The organism is Limnochorda pilosa (assembly GCF_001544015.1).
Classification (GTDB): domain Bacteria; phylum Bacillota; class Limnochordia; order Limnochordales; family Limnochordaceae; genus Limnochorda; species Limnochorda pilosa.
The window spans coordinates 145,378-160,630 of sequence record NZ_AP014924.1 but is presented as its reverse complement, the minus strand read 5'-3'; the positions used below and the strand labels follow the sequence as shown (position 1 = coordinate 160,630).

The 15,253-nt window shown below is 71.3% G+C and carries 15 protein-coding genes and 1 pseudogene; 4 read left to right on the top strand and 12 right to left on the bottom strand.

Features of this window, described 5'->3' with window-relative positions; translation table 11 throughout:
- Complete coding sequence (locus LIP_RS00715; RefSeq protein WP_068132993.1) at positions 1-1,203, bottom strand: molybdopterin-dependent oxidoreductase; 1,203 nt, start codon at positions 1,201-1,203, stop codon at positions 1-3.
- Between the two features lie 153 nt (positions 1,204-1,356).
- On the bottom strand, positions 1,357-3,159 hold the full coding sequence (locus tag LIP_RS00710) for a glycoside hydrolase family 13 protein (RefSeq protein ID WP_068132990.1): 1,803 nt from the start codon (positions 3,157-3,159) through the stop codon (positions 1,357-1,359).
- 155 nt (positions 3,160-3,314) lie between these two features.
- Here LIP_RS00710 and LIP_RS00705 point away from each other — a divergent pair, with 155 nt between their 5' ends.
- Entirely contained in the window at positions 3,315-3,560 is a 246-nt protein-coding gene (locus LIP_RS00705; protein WP_144440251.1) for a DUF3243 domain-containing protein, read from the top strand.
- A 29-nt stretch (positions 3,561-3,589) separates the two neighbouring features.
- Here LIP_RS00705 and LIP_RS00700 read toward each other — a convergent pair whose 3' ends face one another.
- Positions 3,590-4,372, bottom strand: a complete 783-nt coding sequence (locus LIP_RS00700; RefSeq protein ID WP_068132987.1) for a RibD family protein — start codon at positions 4,370-4,372, stop codon at positions 3,590-3,592.
- Positions 4,373-4,565: 193 nt separating this feature from the next.
- Here LIP_RS00700 and LIP_RS00695 point away from each other — a divergent pair, with 193 nt between their 5' ends.
- On the top strand, positions 4,566-6,713 hold the full coding sequence (locus LIP_RS00695; protein WP_068132984.1) for an amylo-alpha-1,6-glucosidase: 2,148 nt from the start codon (positions 4,566-4,568) through the stop codon (positions 6,711-6,713).
- Positions 6,714-6,719: 6 nt separating this feature from the next.
- On the opposite strand, the gene LIP_RS00690 is transcribed toward LIP_RS00695, so the two are convergent.
- Together LIP_RS00690 and LIP_RS00685 are read right to left on the bottom strand one after the other, a co-directional pair.
- Positions 6,720-7,298 (bottom strand): hypothetical protein, encoded by a 579-nt coding sequence (locus LIP_RS00690; RefSeq protein WP_068132982.1) that lies wholly within the window; start codon positions 7,296-7,298, stop codon positions 6,720-6,722.
- Positions 7,299-7,514: 216 nt separating this feature from the next.
- The gene (locus tag LIP_RS00685; protein WP_068132979.1) at positions 7,515-7,727 is read right to left on the bottom strand and encodes a hypothetical protein; all 213 of its coding nucleotides are present in this window, start codon (positions 7,725-7,727) and stop codon (positions 7,515-7,517) included.
- 209 nt (positions 7,728-7,936) lie between these two features.
- Between LIP_RS00685 and LIP_RS00680 the strand changes: the two genes are divergently transcribed.
- Both LIP_RS00680 and LIP_RS00675 read left to right on the top strand, forming a co-directional pair.
- The gene (locus LIP_RS00680) at positions 7,937-8,794 is read left to right on the top strand and encodes a 3-hydroxyacyl-CoA dehydrogenase family protein (protein WP_144440250.1); all 858 of its coding nucleotides are present in this window, start codon (positions 7,937-7,939) and stop codon (positions 8,792-8,794) included.
- Between the two features lie 62 nt (positions 8,795-8,856).
- Complete coding sequence (locus LIP_RS00675) at positions 8,857-9,519, top strand: NlpC/P60 family protein (RefSeq protein ID WP_068132975.1); 663 nt, start codon at positions 8,857-8,859, stop codon at positions 9,517-9,519.
- A gap of 57 nt (positions 9,520-9,576) precedes the next feature.
- Here LIP_RS00675 and LIP_RS00670 read toward each other — a convergent pair whose 3' ends face one another.
- The 7 genes and pseudogenes from LIP_RS00670 to folP form a co-directional block, all read right to left on the bottom strand.
- On the bottom strand, positions 9,577-10,296 hold the full coding sequence (locus tag LIP_RS00670) for an adenylate kinase (protein ID WP_082725667.1): 720 nt from the start codon (positions 10,294-10,296) through the stop codon (positions 9,577-9,579).
- Positions 10,297-10,507: 211 nt separating this feature from the next.
- Positions 10,508-11,428, bottom strand: coding sequence for an isoaspartyl peptidase/L-asparaginase family protein (locus LIP_RS00665; RefSeq protein WP_082725666.1), 921 nt, complete (start codon positions 11,426-11,428; stop codon positions 10,508-10,510).
- A 12-nt stretch (positions 11,429-11,440) separates the two neighbouring features.
- Positions 11,441-11,653, bottom strand: a pseudogene (locus LIP_RS19220) (thioredoxin family protein); the annotation flags it as partial.
- A gap of 12 nt (positions 11,654-11,665) precedes the next feature.
- Complete coding sequence (locus tag LIP_RS00655) at positions 11,666-12,133, bottom strand: hypothetical protein (RefSeq protein WP_198409621.1); 468 nt, start codon at positions 12,131-12,133, stop codon at positions 11,666-11,668.
- Between the two features lie 13 nt (positions 12,134-12,146).
- Positions 12,147-12,458: a metal-sensitive transcriptional regulator gene (locus LIP_RS00650; RefSeq protein WP_068132967.1), complete on the bottom strand. Its 312-nt coding sequence runs from the start codon at positions 12,456-12,458 to the stop codon at positions 12,147-12,149.
- Positions 12,459-12,611: 153 nt separating this feature from the next.
- Entirely contained in the window at positions 12,612-13,226 is a 615-nt protein-coding gene (folE, locus tag LIP_RS00645; RefSeq protein ID WP_068132964.1) for a GTP cyclohydrolase I FolE, read from the bottom strand.
- A 71-nt stretch (positions 13,227-13,297) separates the two neighbouring features.
- A complete protein-coding gene (gene folP / locus LIP_RS00640) occupies positions 13,298-14,605 on the bottom strand; it encodes a dihydropteroate synthase (RefSeq protein WP_068132963.1) in 1,308 nt (435 codons plus the stop codon).
- Between the last annotated feature and the right edge of the window lie 648 nt (positions 14,606-15,253).

Below are 15,253 nucleotides of genomic sequence, written 5' to 3'. Positions count from 1 at the left end.
TCACACCACCTCCAGGTGGGCGGCGAACTCGACGATGGAGTTCATGCGCCGCCCGTTGCTGGTGTAATGGGCCTCCTGGACCCCGAAGGGCTGTACCTCACCCTCGACGCCCGTGGCCCGGGTGAAGACCGTGAGCGGTCCCCGTTGCCTGGGAGTGAAGCGGTAGTGCCACACCCGCCACACGTAGCGGCCGTGCGGAGAGAGCGGCTCCAGGGAGGCCCGCTCCCAGCTCTTGCCGCCGTCGATGCTGACCTCCACCTTCGCGATGCCGACGCCTGAGTCGTAGGCCACACCGGTGAGCTCCACCTCCCGGCCGCTGGGGAGCCTCTCGCCGTCCTGGGGGGTGGTGACCAGCGAGACGATCCGGATGGGGTCCGGTCCGGCGTGGGTGCCGGCCCAGCGGTTCTCGATGGGGGTGGAGCGGATCTCGATCCGCACCACCTGCTTCACCCACTCAGGGGCGTACTCGCCGGGGTTGACCAGCCGCAGCGGGGCGCCGTTCCAGATGGGGATCTCCCCGTCGTTCATGCGGTAGGCAAGGATGGCCTTGGGGTCCATCATCTCGTCCACCGACTGGATGCGCCAGTACTCCTGCGCGGCCAGGGCGATGGTGAAGCCCGCGGACTTGAAGGCCACCTGGACGGCGTTCTCCTTGACGCCCACAGCCTCCAGCACGTCCTTCACCCGCACCCCCGTCCACTTGGCCGCGGAGACGTCGCCCTTCCCCCAGGGGACGCCGCCCAACATGGGGCGCAGGGTGCCGCTCGCGTTCCGCTTGCAGCTGCCCACGGCAGCCACCGAGACCTCGCCGAAGGCCTTCAGCTCGTCCAGGGTGAAGGTGCGGGGGCGGACCGCCGCGTCCCCGCCCACCTCCAGGCGGAGCTCTTCCGGCTTGATCTCGGGGATGAGCGCCTCCCGCCAGCGCACGTAGTACGCGTCGCGGTTGGTGAGGGGGTAGAGCTCGTCGCCGATCAGGTACGCGGTGGGCGTCTCGTAGACGGGCGGCTTGTCGTAGATCTGGACGAGCGGGCGCTTTCCGGGAAGGGCGACCAGGCGGTTGGGATCCCGGGTGGCCGGCCCCACGCCCGGGAACGGAGCAGCCGCCCGAGCCAGAGGGCCGAGCCCCGAGACGGCCAGACCGGCGGCCCCCACGGTGAGGATCCCCCTCCGGAGGAACTCCCGCCGGTTCCATGCCAGGGACATGTCGAGCCTCCTCGCGGGCACCAGGGACCCGGCGGGCGCGTGACGGGTGCCCCTCGGGTCACGAGGTACCTATACGGGTTTAGGTAATAAGCATCATTCGCAGGAAAAGGTGAGAATCCTCCCGCGCCGGGTCGAGCCCGCGTGAAGGTGCGGTCAGCTTTCTTTCACGATGAGCCGCGTCTCGGGCCCATCCAACTCCACGTTGAGGCCCTGACCTCCAGCGTGGAGGCTCTCGTCCCGGACGAGGTCACGGAAGCGGCCGGTCAGGCCGGCGAGGACCACGTGGACCCTCCGCGCCTCGCGGGTGGTGACCGCCACGACCTCCTCCCCCCCGCCGCCCCGGGCGCACGCGTAGAGACCCTGCGCGTCGTCCAGGGCGAGCCGGGTCACCACCGGCCCCACCAGGGCGGGATGCTGCCGCCGGAGGCGCACGAGCTTTCGAAGATGGTCGAAGATCTCCGCGCCGGCGCGGACCGCGCCTTCGTCCCAGGGCATGGGGGCCCGCTGCGCGTCCCAATCCTCGCCCTTCTCGCCCAGCATGCCGCGCTCGTCGCCGTAGTAGATCACGGGGACGCCAGGGAGGGCGAAGAGGAAGCTCATGAGCGCCTTCAGGCGCCGTACCGCCCCCGGGTCCGGCTCAACGCCCAGGTTGCCTCCCCCGAGCGCGGTGAGGACGCGTGCGGTATCGTGGGAGCCCACGACGTTGAAGTTCATCGTCACCGCCTGCTCCGGATAGGCCAGGACCGCCCGCTGGACGGCCCGGTCCAGCTCACGGGCGCCGAAGCCGCCTTTCCCCCGGAAGAAGGGCACCAGGGCGTCCCGCCCCAGAGGGTAGTTCATCACCGCATCGAAGCAGGTCCCCTCAAGCCATTCGGGCTCCACGTGCCAGATCTCCCCCACGATGTACGCCTCGGGGTTGATGCCCTTCACCACCAGGCGGAACTCCTCCCAGAAGCCGGGCTCACGGATCTCGTTGGGTACGTCGAGCCGCCACCCGTCGATCCCCAGGCGGGTCCAGTAGCGGGCCACGCCCATCAGGTACGCCCGCACGTCCGGGTTGGAGACCCGCAGTTTCGGAAGCGAGGGGACGTTCCACCACGCCTCGTAGTTGGGCACCTCCACGTTCACGGGGAAGCCGTGGAAGTGGTACCAGTCCTTGTAGCGGGAGGCCGCGCCGCGCTCTGCGACGTCCTGGAAGGCCCAGAAGCCCGTGCCGGTATGGTTGAAGACCGCGTCGAGGATCACCCGCATCTCCCGCCGGTGGGCTTCGTCCAGCAGGGTGCGGAAGGTGTCCAGGTCGCCCAGGCGCGGGTCGATGCGGAGGTAGTCCACGGTATCGTAGCCGTGGGAGCTTCCGGCAGAGAAGATGGGGTTCAGGTAGAGGCCGCCCACGCCCAGGTCCTGCAGGTAGTCGAGCCGGTCGATGAGACCGGCCAGGTCGCCGCCGAAGTACTGGCTCCCCGTGTCGGGCCGCACGGCGCCACCCCACGGCGTGGTGCCGGGCGGGTCGTTGGAAGGGTCGCCGTTGGCGAAGCGGTCGGGAAAGACCTGGTAGAAGACCCGGCCGCGCGTCCAGGCCACCACGGGGAAGGAGGCCTGCGTCCCCGGGTGGAGCTGGAAGCTGCCGGCAGCCTCCGGTTCCGGCGCCAGGCCCGCGGGCCCGAAGAAACGCTCGCCCTCCGGGCCCGACAGGCAGAACCGGTAGACGACGGGACGGGCCGGGTCCTGGACGTGGATCACGGCCTGGAAGACGGCCCACTCGCCCAGGAGACCCACGTCTTCCATGGACAGGGTGGTCCAGCCGGCCTGGCGCCACTCCACCCGGGGCGTCACGCCAGGCTGGCGCAGGCGCAGCCGGAAGACGAGCCGGATCTGCCCATCCCCTTCCACCAGGTTCACGTCGGCTCGACGGGACGGGTCGAAGAGCACCGACCCGGATGCGTCCTGAGGTTCCATCGGTTCACCTCCGCTACCGTCTCCCCCGTCCCCGCCGCCATGCCTGAAGCCCTCCCCGCGGGAATCTTCCAGAGCCCGCGGTGCATCCCCGAGGGTACGCCCCCTCAAGCTAAGGATGCACCCGGTGTCCCATCGGGGAGGAAGGGGGGAAGGGCTTGGATTTGAACATGGGCTGGGACCAGTGGAAGCAGACGCTGTCGAAGGCGGTACACGCCGGCGAGAAGGCCGGCCTGGGGCACGAGAGCATCGCCAACCAGGCCGAGACCATCGGGGACTTCCTGGCGGGCAACGTGGCGCCCGCCGCCCCTGAGCAAGCCGTCCTGCAGGAGCTCTGGCGGGCGGCCGACGAGTCGGAGCAGAAAGCCATCGCCAGCGCCCTGGTGAAGCTGGTCCAGCGGTGAGCCCACCTCTGGCGGGCGCCCCGGGGCGGTCACCTCTGGCCGCCCCGGCCTGCTTCAACGGCCCGCCGGTACCTGAGAAAGAGCTCCCCCTCGTGCAGGTGGATGCTCACGGGCTCCATCTGGGGCAGCGGTTCGATCACCGACGGGCCGTCCACGGGGGTGAGGTCGGCCCGGTACCCATCGATGCGGGGGGTCACGGTGAGGAAGAGCTCGTCAGCCAGCCCTCCGGCGAAGAAGCTGTGGTTGAGGGTGGGCCCCCCCTCCGAAAGCAGGTACTCGACGCCGCGGGAGGTGCGGAGGAAGGCCAGGGCGCGGGGGAGGTCCACCTGCTCGTCGCCCGCCACCTCCACGTCCGCCACGGCCTGAACGGCGGCCACGCGCTCTTCCGGCGCGCGCCGGCTGGTGATCACCAGGGGGCGACGGGGAGCCCGGCTGAAGAGCGGGGCTTCCAGGGGAAGGGTACAGGAGCCCGTGATCACCACCACCAGCGGGTGCTCCTGCCGCCCCTGGGCCCTGCGCCACTCGCGCAGGTCGTCGGGCACGCCCGGGAAGTACCCGGCGTCGCGTACGGTCCCCGCGCCCTGCAGGACGGCGTCGGCGTGCACCCGCATGCGCGCCATGAGGGTCCGATCGAGCCGGGAACCCAGGGGCGTTCGAATGCGGCCCCGCCCCAGGGTGACGCGCCCATCCAGGGTGCTGACCATGTTGATCCACACGTAGGGTCGCCCCGGGGGCGGCGGGGGAAAGGCGAGCTCGTCGTAGATGCGGTGTGCCGCCTCCACGTCGGCGGGCGACGGGTAGAGACGTCGCATGGCGGACCTCCCTGAGCGCCGGCGGTTTCGCCCGTTTCGCCCACCCTAGCTTGCGGCGCTGAGCGGCCTGCCATGCCCCGGCGGGCGGGAAGGAGTCACGGAGCCTCCGGCGAATGCCCCGAGAGGCTTCGCTCCGGGCCAGGCCCATTCCTGCGGGGCCGGCCCGTTCGGTGTTACGGACCGGAGGTGTGGCATGGACGGCTACGTGCTCAAGACTGGTGACCTCTTCCTCTTCACCGACGGGGACGATCGCCTGGCCGGAGGCCAGGCGGGCCTCTTCCGTCAGGACACCCGCTACCTCTCCCGCCTGGAGTGGCTGGTGGACGGCGAACGGCCCGCCACCCTGCACACCTGGACGGACGGGTGCACCAGCCGGGCACTCATGGGCCATCCCCTGGAACGGAAGGCCGCCGTCTCCCCCTACGCCGTGGAGATCCAACGCCGGCGCGTGGTGGGCGAGGCCTTCTACGAGGAGGTCCGGCTGGTGAACCACCACCGGGAGCCGCTCCAGCTGAAGCTCCGGCTCGTGGCCGACGCCGACTTTGCGGACATGTTCCTGGTGCGCGGCTACCCCCTGCAGGACGAGCGGCCACCCGTAGCGCGGGAGACCTCCCCCGGCGGGTTTCGCCTCGACTATCAGGGGCGCGACGGGGTCGCCCGCTTCACCCGGGTCCGAGTGGAGCCGGAGGGTCGGGTGGAGGACGGCGACCTCCTCTTCGAGTTGTCGCTGGAACCCCAGGCCTCTTTCATTGTACGCGTGCGGGTGGAGGTGGGCGAGGGAACCATGCCCGGCCCGGAGGAGGCGCCCGCTGGCTCGGCGGGTACGCCCCGTTCCCACGGGCAGCGAGCCGCCGCCGGCCCCCTCCGGCCCCTGGACCACCTGATGGCCGACGAGGTCCAGCGCCGGGAGGACGCGGAGCAGGCCTGGCTCGAGGCGACCACGTCCGTGGAGGCCCCCGACGAGGACCTGGTCCTCCTGTGGGAGCGCGGCCGCCGGGACCTACTGAGCCTGGCGACCGACATGGGCGACGGTCCGGTCCCCACGGCGGGGGTCCCCTGGTTTGCGGTCCTCTTCGGACGGGACAGCCTCCTCGCGGCCCGGGAGGCCTTGCTTCTCACCCCGGCGCTGGCCCGGGCCACCCTCTTCACCCTGGCCCGCTACCAGGGCAGAGGCCACGATGCCTGGCGGGAAGAGGCCCCCGGCAAGATCCTGCACGAGCTGCGCCGGGGCGAGCTGGCCCGGATGGGCACGGTGCCTCACACCCCCTACTACGGAAGCGTGGACGCCACGCCCCTCTTCCTCATCCTGGCCGCGGACCTGACCCGCTGGATGGGTGACACGGAAGCGGCGGCACGCCTGCGGCCTCACGTGGAGGCCGCCCTCGCGTGGATCACCGGCGAAGGCGACCTGGACGGCGACGGTTTTCTGGAATACGACGGGCAGGGACTTCTGCCCAACCAAGGATGGAAGGACTCCTTCGACTCCACCGTCACGCCCGAGGGCACCCTGGCCCCGCCTCCCATCGCGCTGGTGGAGGTCCAGGGCTACCTGGTGGCCGCGCTGAAGGGTGCGGCTTCCCTGGCCCGGTTCTGGGGCGAACCCCGGCGAGGCGGCGAGCTCGAGGCCCGGGCCCGCGGCCTCCAGCGGTCCATCGCCAGGCACTTCTCCCTGGGCGAAGGTCGCTACGCCCTGGCCCTCGACGGCGAGAAACGGCCCGTGGCCACCCTCGCCTCCAACCCCGGCCACCTGCTCTGGTGCGGCGCCCTGGAGCAGGCGGAGGGGGACGCTCTGGCCCGCCGGCTGATGGAGTCGGACCTCTTCTCGGGCTACGGCATCCGCACCCTGGCCGCGGGCCAGCGCGCCTACGACCCGCTGAGCTACCACAACGGATCAGTCTGGCCCCACGATACCGCCCTGATCGCCCGTGGCATGGCCCGCTTCGGCCGCGGCGAGGAGGCCGCCCGGCTGGTGCGGGGCATCCTGGACGCCTCCAGGGCGCTTCCCTGGCGCCGCCTGCCCGAGCTCTTCGCCGGTCACCCAGCCGGACCGGGCGGGCCCGCCCCCTATCCGGTGGCCTGCTCGCCTCAGGCCTGGGCGGCGGCCGTTCCATTCTTGCTCGTGGAGAGCCTCCTCAACCTGGAGGTCGACGCGGCCGCGCGGCAGGTCCGGCTGGATCCCTTCCTCCCCGAGTGGTTGCCCTGGCTCACCCTTCGCGGCCTTCCCGCGGGGCCCGGGCGCATGGACCTGAAGGTGGAGGGACGGGGGCGCACCGTCCGTGTCGAGGCCTCCGGCCTGCCGCCCGGATGGACGGTGATCCGGCCGGACCGGGGGAACCCTTGAAGGCGCTCACTCCAGGCGGATGGTAACGGCGTACCGGCGCTGGGCGCAGACCTGGAAGAAGCGGACCAGGTCCTGCCACTCCTCGCGCGTCAGAGGCCGCTCCTCGCCCGCACCGTCTTCCGGCGGCGGAGGAGGACCGTCGCCTCCAGCGACCGGGGGCGGCGTGTCTCCACCTGGGGCACGCACCGCCCCGCCGGCGGCGGTCGCGGCGTGCACCGGCTCGCGCCGTTCGGCCGCGCCCGCGGCGGGAGGGCCGTCGGGGCTCCTCTCGAACGCCCCCGCCAGGTGCGCCGCCACCTCGGCCACCTTGTGGGGCGGTACCCGCCGCACCCGGAAGGGCCGGGTGGTGCTCCGCTCTTCCTTGGGCACCCGGGTGACCCCTTCGGGTTCCTCCTGCAGCAGGTCGACGCCGGTCAGCCGCTGGAGAAGACGGGCGTAGGGTTCCACGTCGAAGGAGCCTTCACCGCGGCCCGCCGTTTGGCCCGGGGCCAGGTGGGAGATGCCCCGGAAGGCGTGCGGCGGCGCCAGGGTGTTCAGACGGGATTCGTTCAAGGTCGGTACGGTCGCGAAGAGATCGAGGCTCACCGTGACGTTCAACTCCCGGACGACGGCGTGGCTGTGCGGCCCGCACACGTTTCGCGGGACGCACCCGCCCGCTCGTGATGGTTTCGCACGCGGGCGTCGGCTTCCTGCCTGGCCGAGACCCCTCTTGCGAACGAGAACCATGCTCGGTAGCCTCAGGCGCGCGAGAGGGGGGACGCGGGCTCTCCCGCGTCCCCCTGGCGGGTGAGCCTTCCGGCGTTACGAGAACTGCCGGTCCGCGTATCGCTGGATCTCCTGCAGCTCCTGACCGACGTCGTTGATCAGCTGCTGCAGGCGGGCCTGCTGCTGTGCCTTCGGCTGCTTCTGGCCCGTGCCCAACTGCCGGCCCAGTTGCCCGATCTCCATCATGGCGTTCTGAGCCCGGCGCAGGCGCGTCTGCATCTCCTGCGCGTTCTTCACCGTACCCGCCACCGCTGTTCCCCCTCGTTGGGCGGTTGCCGCAGAGTAGTCTGCCCGGGGTGGGGTCCACCGGATGAGAGGAAAGGAGCACGCCCCCGCCCACGGCCCGCCGTGAGCGGGGCTGCCTGCCAGGAGAGGAGGCGCACGCCCGAGCAGCGAAGCCGAGAGTACGTGGTCGCAGGCAGCCCCTGCGGGACATCTCCTGGAAACGGGGTGAGCTCTTGGGCATCGAGCGGCTCTTCGTGGTGGGCGCAGGTTTCATGGGGGGCGGCATCGCACAGGTGGCGGCCCAGGCGGGCATCCGGGTGACGCTGCGGGACGTGGGCCGGGAGATTCTGGACCGGGCCGTGAAGTCCATGGGCTGGTCTCTGGCCAAGCTGCACGAGAAGGGACGCCTCGCGGAGGCGCCGGAGGCGGTGCTCGAGCGGGTCACCCCCACCCTGGACTGGAGCGGGGCGGGGGAGGCCGACCTGGTGATCGAGGCCGTGCCCGAGCGCCTGGAGCTGAAGCTGGAGGTCTTTCGCGAGCTGGAAGCGCGGGCGCCGTCGGCGCTCCTGGCCAGCAACACCTCGTCCATCCCCATCACACGTCTGGCCGCGGCCCTCTCGGACCCCGGCCGGATGATGGGGCTCCACTTCTTCAGCCCCGTTCCCCTCATGCCGCTGGTGGAGGTGATCCACGGGCTGCGCACCCGGCCCGCGACGGTGGAGGCCGGACTCGCCTTCGTTCGGCAGGTGGGGAAGGAGCCGGTCGAGGTACGGGCCGACGTGGCCGGGTTCATCGCCAACCGGGTGGCCGTGCCCACCATGATCGAGGCCATCCAGCTCCTGGAACAGAACGTGGCGCCCGCGGAGGAGATCGATCGGGCCATGCGCCTGGGCTACGGGTGGAAGATGGGGCCTCTGGAAACGGCGGACATGACAGGGCTCGACGTGATCCACGACGTCCTGGTGGCCATCCACCAGGAGACGGGTGACCCCCGCTACGCACCCCCGCGGCTCCTCAAGCGCCTGGTGGCGGCCGGACACCTGGGGCGCAAGACGGGGCAGGGCTTCTACAGCTACGTTCCGAATCAGTGAAGAGCAGGTTCCACGGGTGCGCCGGATGGGTCCGGCGCACCCCGGGTGAAGGGGGACAGAGCATGGCGCGATCCATGAGGGTACGCAGGGCGGCCTGCCTGGGCTTGGCTGCGGTCCTCGTCCTGGGGGTGCACGCGACCGGCCAGCAGGCGCCGGCGCCGCGCGAGCCCCTCAGCGTCGAGGCGGCGGCTCAGGCGGCCGAGGAGGCCTTGAGCTACGCCCGTCTGAGCTATCCGGTGGGCGACGAGACGCAGCAAGGCATGCCCTTCAAGCTGGCTGGCCAGACGACGTTGCAGGAGTTCCTGGACGCGGTTCAGGCCGGGGCGGACCCGGGATCCATGGGGGTGGACGCCTCGGGCCTGGTGGTGAACGTGTACCGGTCGGTGGTACCGGGCCTCACCTTTCTCTGGCAAGCCACCGAATCGGGGTTGAGCGAGGCGACGGATGCCAGCAGCCAGGCGCTCTTCTACTGGAACGTGGACGCGGTCGACCTGGCGTCGGCGGTGCCTGGGGACCTCCTCTTCTTCAAGGGGCGCAGCGGCGACCCGCAGGGCGTCGCGATCATCACCCGCCTCTCCCCTGAGCGGGTGGACTTTGTGGTGGCCTCTGCGAGGGCGGGGAAAGTCGTCGAGACCTTCGCCCGTCCGGGCGGCACCTACTGGCAGGAGAACGTCCTGGCGATGGGGAGGCTCTTGATCCCCCAGACCGGCGGGCCTTCTTCCTGAGGGCCTGCGCCGGCTGTCGGCCTCAGGCTCGCACCCGGCCTGCCCCTCCGGCCCGGGCTAGCCGCGGCCGGCGGCCGCCTGCCTGGGGGAGGGACCTCCGTCGCCTGCCTCGGGCCGGTGGGCGCCCGGAAGGGCCCGGCGCGCCAAGGCCGCCTCGATGGCGGCGCCTACCGCTTCGATAGGCTGGTCGCCATCCACGGTCCGAAGGAGCCCCCGCGAGGCATAGTACTCCACCAGGGGCAGGGTCTTCTGGCGGTAGGTTCGGAACCGCTCCCGGACGACCTCCTCGCGGTCGTCCTCACGCTGCACCAGCTCGCCCCCGCAGCGGTCACAGCGGCCCGGCTGGGCGGGCGGGCGGGAGGTGAGGTGGTAGTTGGCGCCGCACCGGGAGCAGACGCGACGCTGGACCAGGCGCTGGACCAGCCGCTCCTCGTCCACGTCCAGGAGGAGCACCGCGTCCAGCTCCAGATGCAGGCGTTCCAGGAGCCGATCGAGCTCCGCGGCCTGCCCGAGGGTTCGGGGGAACCCGTCCAGGATGAAGCCGGGGCGGCAGTCGGGGCGACCCAGGCGCTCTTCGATGATCCGAACCATGACCTCGTCGGGGACCAAGCCCCCGCCTTCCATGATCCGGCGGAGCGACGGGCCCAGAGCCTCGCTCTGGGCGGCCTCGCGCAGGATCTGTCCGGTGGAGATGGCCGGAATGCCTTCGCGTTGCGCCAGGATCTCTGCCTGCGTGCCCTTGCCCACGCCAGGCGGTCCGAGGAAGACGAGCCGCATGGTCCACCTCTCCCCAGAGGTTCTTCCCGCCGGGCCCCGGGAGTTCCTTCCCTGCCAGGGCCCGGCCCGCTGCGGGCCTTGTGTGTCCAGTATGCACGAGCTGGGCCACGTCGTTCCCGCCACTCGTTCTCACTTCGTTCCCGCCCGGTCGGACTCCTTCCAGAGTAGGGCAGAAGCTGCGCTCGTTTTCTGACGTGCGCGCAGGCTGGGATCAGAAGCGGGCGGCGGGCTCCACCCCTTGGGGACCGCCCGCGTGGGCCACCGCGGCTTCTCCGGCCACGCGGTAGGCCCAGGCCATGGAAGGCGTGTTGAAGGCGAAGCCCACGCGCCCCTGGAGGTCCACGCCGATCACTCCCGCCTCCACGCCGGCAGCCCTCGCGCGGTCCACGGCCATCCGGCACGCTTCCTGCGCTGAGAGGCTCTCCATGGCCTCCACCACCCCCCGGGTGAGGGCCAGCCGCAGGATGCCTTCCCCGTGGCCGGTGGCCGACGCGGCGCCATGAACCCCGGCGTGGGTTCCCGCCCCGGGCACGGGGGTGTCGCCCACCCGGCCCGGAAGCTTGAGGACGATGCCGCCCGTGGACGTGGCGGCCGCCACCGCTCCCGAGGCGTCCCTGGCCGCCGCGCCCACGGTGGAGTACCACCCTCCCCGGCGGCTGAACCGTCCCTCGCCCCGCTCCGCCGCCTCCAGCGCCCGGCGCCACTGGGCGAGCCGCTCTTCGGTGACGGGGTTGTAGGGGGGGAAGCCAAGCCTCCGGGCCAGCTGCACGGCACCCTCGCCCGCCAGGATCAGGTGGTCGGTGCGCTCCATCACCGCCCGCGCGAGGTCCACAGGGTGCCGGACCCCCCGCACGCAGGTGACTGCGCCGAAGCCCCCGTCCCCTCGGGCCACGGCCGCGTCCATCTCCACCTCGCCCTGGAGGGTCAGGCAAGACCCCGTGCCCGCGTTGAAAACGGGATCGTCCTCCAGCACCCGAACCGCCGCCAGCACCGCATTCAGCGCGGAACCGCCGTCGTCCAGCACCGCAAAGCCCGCGTCCACCGCGCGCCGGACGCCGGCTCGATGACCCTCAGGGTCGCTGATCGAGCCGGCGCCGCCGTGGACGATCAGGGCCGGGACTCCGTCGTTCATGCCCCCGCCTCCTCACGCCTTGCCGTTCGTGGCCCGAAGCACCGCCTCGAGGAAGACGGACTCCGGGACGGCCCCCTCCACCTCTTCGGTCTCGTTGATGATGGTCTTGGGCACGCCGTAGACGCCGTAGCGCCGCGAGAGCTCCGGGAACTCGCTCGCCTCGATCATCACCGACCGGACCTTCTCGCTCTCCATCGCGAACTGATGTGCCAGGCGGACCGCCTGGGGACAGTACGGTCAGGTCGGTGTAACGAAGACCTGGATGTAGACGGGATCGGCCAGGGCCTGGAGTTTGCTGCGGCTCTCCTGGCTGAGCGAGGTGGCGCCGCTGGAGAGGTCGGCCAGATCCTCCATGAGGGTGCGGAACTCGTACCCGGCCGGCGCGCCGAAGAACCAGACGCCCCGGTCGACGCCGTCCTCGGGCAGCAGGACAAGGGCCGGGAGCCGGTCCTTGGGGACGTTCCACTGGTCGAAGAGATCTTCGTTCTCGCCGGCGTAGGCCACGGTCGTCTCCAGGAGGTCGGAGAGCTGCCCCACCTCTTCCACCAGCTCGAGGGTCTGCTCCATGAGCGGGTTCCGGCGGACGCCGGGCACTTCCAGCTTCGTGGGGCGCTGGCCGAAGGCCAGCATCTTCACCGGCCGCTCCAAGCGCTCCTTGAAGAAGGTCTGGACGTACTGACGGTCCCGTTCCTGCAACAGGGCCAACAGGCTTCCCCCTTCAACTGAACTTCATGAGCAGATCGCGCGCCTGGTCCAGCGTGGCACGGGGGTCATCCCCCTGGGAGACGCACCGCTCCAGATTGTCGGCGATCAGCGCCATCCCGACCTTCGACAGGGCCGCGCGCATGGCCGCGAGTTGCATCACCACCTCGTGGCACGGGCGGCCTTCCTGGAGCATCCGCTGGATGCCGCGCGCCTGCCCCTCGATCCGCCGCATCCGCGCCAGCAGGGGGGCGAGCCGTTCCTCATCGGGCCCCTCCTGCACGTCCACCTTCAGGCCCGGCAGGGCGGTCTCCCTCGTTCGGGGCAACCGAGTCACCTCCTCGCCCTCCGGCTCAGGCGCTGCACCGTCGCCGCGGGCCTTCATACCCCACCCCGTACACTCCTGAGCATAGCGCCCGCTCCGGCGGCCGTCAAGCGACGGGATCGACCCGAAGCCCTTTCACCCGGGGCCCGGGCCGGACTAGCCCTTCAGGCCCCGCCCGATCAGCGAGAGGAACTCGTGGCGGGTGGCCATGTTCTCGCGAAAGAGCCCGCGGGTCGCCGAGGTGACGATGCGGCTGCCCGGCTTGCGCACACCTCTGGCCGTCATGCAGGTGTGCTCCGCCTCGATGACCACCCCCACGCCCCTGGGTTCCAGCCCCTGCATGAGGGTGTCGGCCACCTGGGTCGTGAGACGTTCCTGAAGCTGGGGCCGGCGGGCCAGGTCCTCCACCACCCGGGCGACCTTGCTGATGCCCACCACCCGGCCCCGGGGCAGGTAGCCCACGTGCACGGCGCCGTGAAAGGGCATGAAGTGGTGCTCGCACATGGAGTAGAAGGGGATCTCCTTCACGATCACCATCTCGTCGTGCCCTTCTTCGAAAGAGACGGCCAGGTGACGGGCCGGGTCCTCCCTGAGCCCGGAGAAGAGCTCCGCGTACATCTCCGCGATACGGCGGGGGGTCTCCTGCAGGCCTTCCCGCCCCGGGTCCTCCCCGATGGCCTCGATGATCTCCCGCACCGCGGCCTCGATCCTTTCCAGGGCGACTCCCGGCCGCACCCGGGTGGTACCGTTCCGCTCCGCGTCCACGCGCATGAACCGTCCTCCTCTGCTGCCGCTGCCGGTGTTCCCCTGCCCAGACGATGCGCATCCGGCCTGCCGCCGGCTCACCCCCGCGCCCCGGCGGCCACTGCCTCGTGGATGGCCCATGCGACCGCGCGCACCCGAGCCACGGCTGCCACGTCGTGCACCCGGAAGAGCTGCACGCCCTGGAGAACCGCGAAGGCGACGGCCGCCTCCGTGGCCTCCAGGAGCTCTTCGGGCGGCAGCCCGAGCAGGTCCCTCAGGTAGTCCTTACGGGAGGTCGCGAGGTAAAGGGGGCGACCCAGCGCCGAAAAGCTCTTCAGCGAGCGCATGATCTCCAGGTCCCGCCGGGGGTGCTTGCCGAAGTTGAGCCCGGGGTCGACCAGGAGCTGCTCCTCTTCCACGCCCGCCTCCCGGGCCAGGGCCAGCCGCTCGCCCAGGAACCAGCGGACCGCGTCCAGGGTGGAGGGGTACCCGGGGTCCTCGTACTCCTCCTTCGGCCGCGCCGTCAGGTGCATGAGCACCAGGGCCGCGCCCGTCTCCCGGGCCACCCGGAACATCTCCGGGTCGGCCCCACCCGAGATGTCGTTGATGAGCGAGGCGCCTGCCTCCACCGCGGCCCTGGCCACCTGGGGCTTGTAGGTATCCACCGCAACGGGCAATGGGATGCGGGCCCGCAGGGCCGCCACCACCGGGGCCACCCGCTCGGCCTCTGCCTCGGGCGAAAGGGGCGTGCCGCCCCGGGCCGACTCGCCGCCCACCTCGATCCAGTCGCCGCCCTCCCGGGCCACCTGCTCCGCCCGGCGCAGGGCCGCGTCCGTGCCGAAGTGGCGGGCTCCGGAGTAGAAGGAGTCGGTGGTCACGTTGAGGATGCCCAGCAGGTAGGGGAAGCGAGCCAGCGGGTAAACGGTACCTCGGGCCCGGAAGCGCTCGGGCCGGGAGAGCCCGGCCCTGAGGCCCGCCTCAAGGGCCAGCGCCGCCTGGGGGTCCAGGTCTTGCCAGCGTTCCACCAGGGCCTGAAGCTGCTCCTGGGACCCCCCCAGCATCAGCCCCTGCCCGTCGGCTGCATCCTGGCTCCAGCGACCGGGAGGCTCGTTCCGAACGCGGGCGGCTTCCGGCACCGGGAGCGGTCCGGGTGGTCGTTCGGCGCCAGGCGTTCCCCCGGAGGCGCCCCAATCCCACCGCACCTCGATCCCAAGCGGGCCTGCCGCTTCGGCCAGGGCCTGAAGGCGCTCCAGAGAGGCCCCGGCCACCTTCACGCGCAGGCCAGGCCGGGGCGGGGTCTCCCCGGCTCTGCCACGGCTCCCGAACGCCTCCGAGACGCCGCCGGCGTCGATGAGCCACGCCTGGATATTGGTTTCCATGGGCATCCAGGGCCCGGACCGCGCCACGCTCCGCTCCCCCCACCGTCGGTCCGGGAAGCCTTCCCACGGAGACGCCCCGCGGCCTCGGACCACGCAAGGTACGCTCCATTATAGCACGGGAAGACCCAGGGGCCGACGCGTCAGGATGGGCCCAGGGCAATCAGGAGGGGCTGGTGGCGAAGTGGTGGGCTGCGCCCGGAGGAACGGCCTGGCTGTACCCCACATTGCTCCGCAAGCGCGGATCGGTTGGCCTTCGTCAGCTCGTGGAGAGGCTGCCGCGTCCGACATTCGGGGCACTGCCAGCGTTTCGTGCTCCTGGTCACGCTCGCCCGAGCCGCCGCGACTCGGGTGAGGCTCACCGCCTCCCGGGGCCCGTCTTCTCCTACACCAGGTGGGAGGGCCCATTCAATCGCGCCATCACACCCTGTACCTCCAACGGCTCGCGGACACGCTCTCCACTACCCCGACGCCGCCTCTGCATACAGACGTCGGGTGCAAGTGGCTCAGGGGGCTTTGTCGAGAGCGCTGCCTGGGGCCGAATCCAGAACTTGGGCTCTAGCACGAGCAATCTGACGCATGACGGACCGATCCTGCGTAGCGCCGGGGTCCTCACGTATGGCAGCCAATGGAAGATGCGGTCCTGTCGCTAAGGACTACCGCTTGCGTTGACGGTAG

Bases quoted from the DNA above. Each gene is read 5' to 3' on its own strand.
- LIP_RS00715 (WP_068132993.1), bottom strand. From the start codon at position 1,203: ATGTCCCTGGCATGGAACCGGCGGGAGTTCCTCCGGAGGGGGATCCTC.
- LIP_RS00710 (WP_068132990.1), bottom strand. From the start codon at position 3,159: ATGGAACCTCAGGACGCATCCGGGTCGGTGCTCTTCGACCCGTCCCGT.
- LIP_RS00700 (WP_068132987.1), bottom strand. From the start codon at position 4,372: ATGCGACGTCTCTACCCGTCGCCCGCCGACGTGGAGGCGGCACACCGC.
- LIP_RS00695 (WP_068132984.1), top strand. From the start codon at position 4,566: ATGGACGGCTACGTGCTCAAGACTGGTGACCTCTTCCTCTTCACCGAC.
- LIP_RS00675 (WP_068132975.1), top strand. From the start codon at position 8,857: ATGGCGCGATCCATGAGGGTACGCAGGGCGGCCTGCCTGGGCTTGGCT.
- LIP_RS00670 (WP_082725667.1), bottom strand. From the start codon at position 10,296: ATGCGGCTCGTCTTCCTCGGACCGCCTGGCGTGGGCAAGGGCACGCAG.
- LIP_RS00665 (WP_082725666.1), bottom strand. From the start codon at position 11,428: ATGAACGACGGAGTCCCGGCCCTGATCGTCCACGGCGGCGCCGGCTCG.
- folE (WP_068132964.1), bottom strand. From the start codon at position 13,226: ATGCGCGTGGACGCGGAGCGGAACGGTACCACCCGGGTGCGGCCGGGA.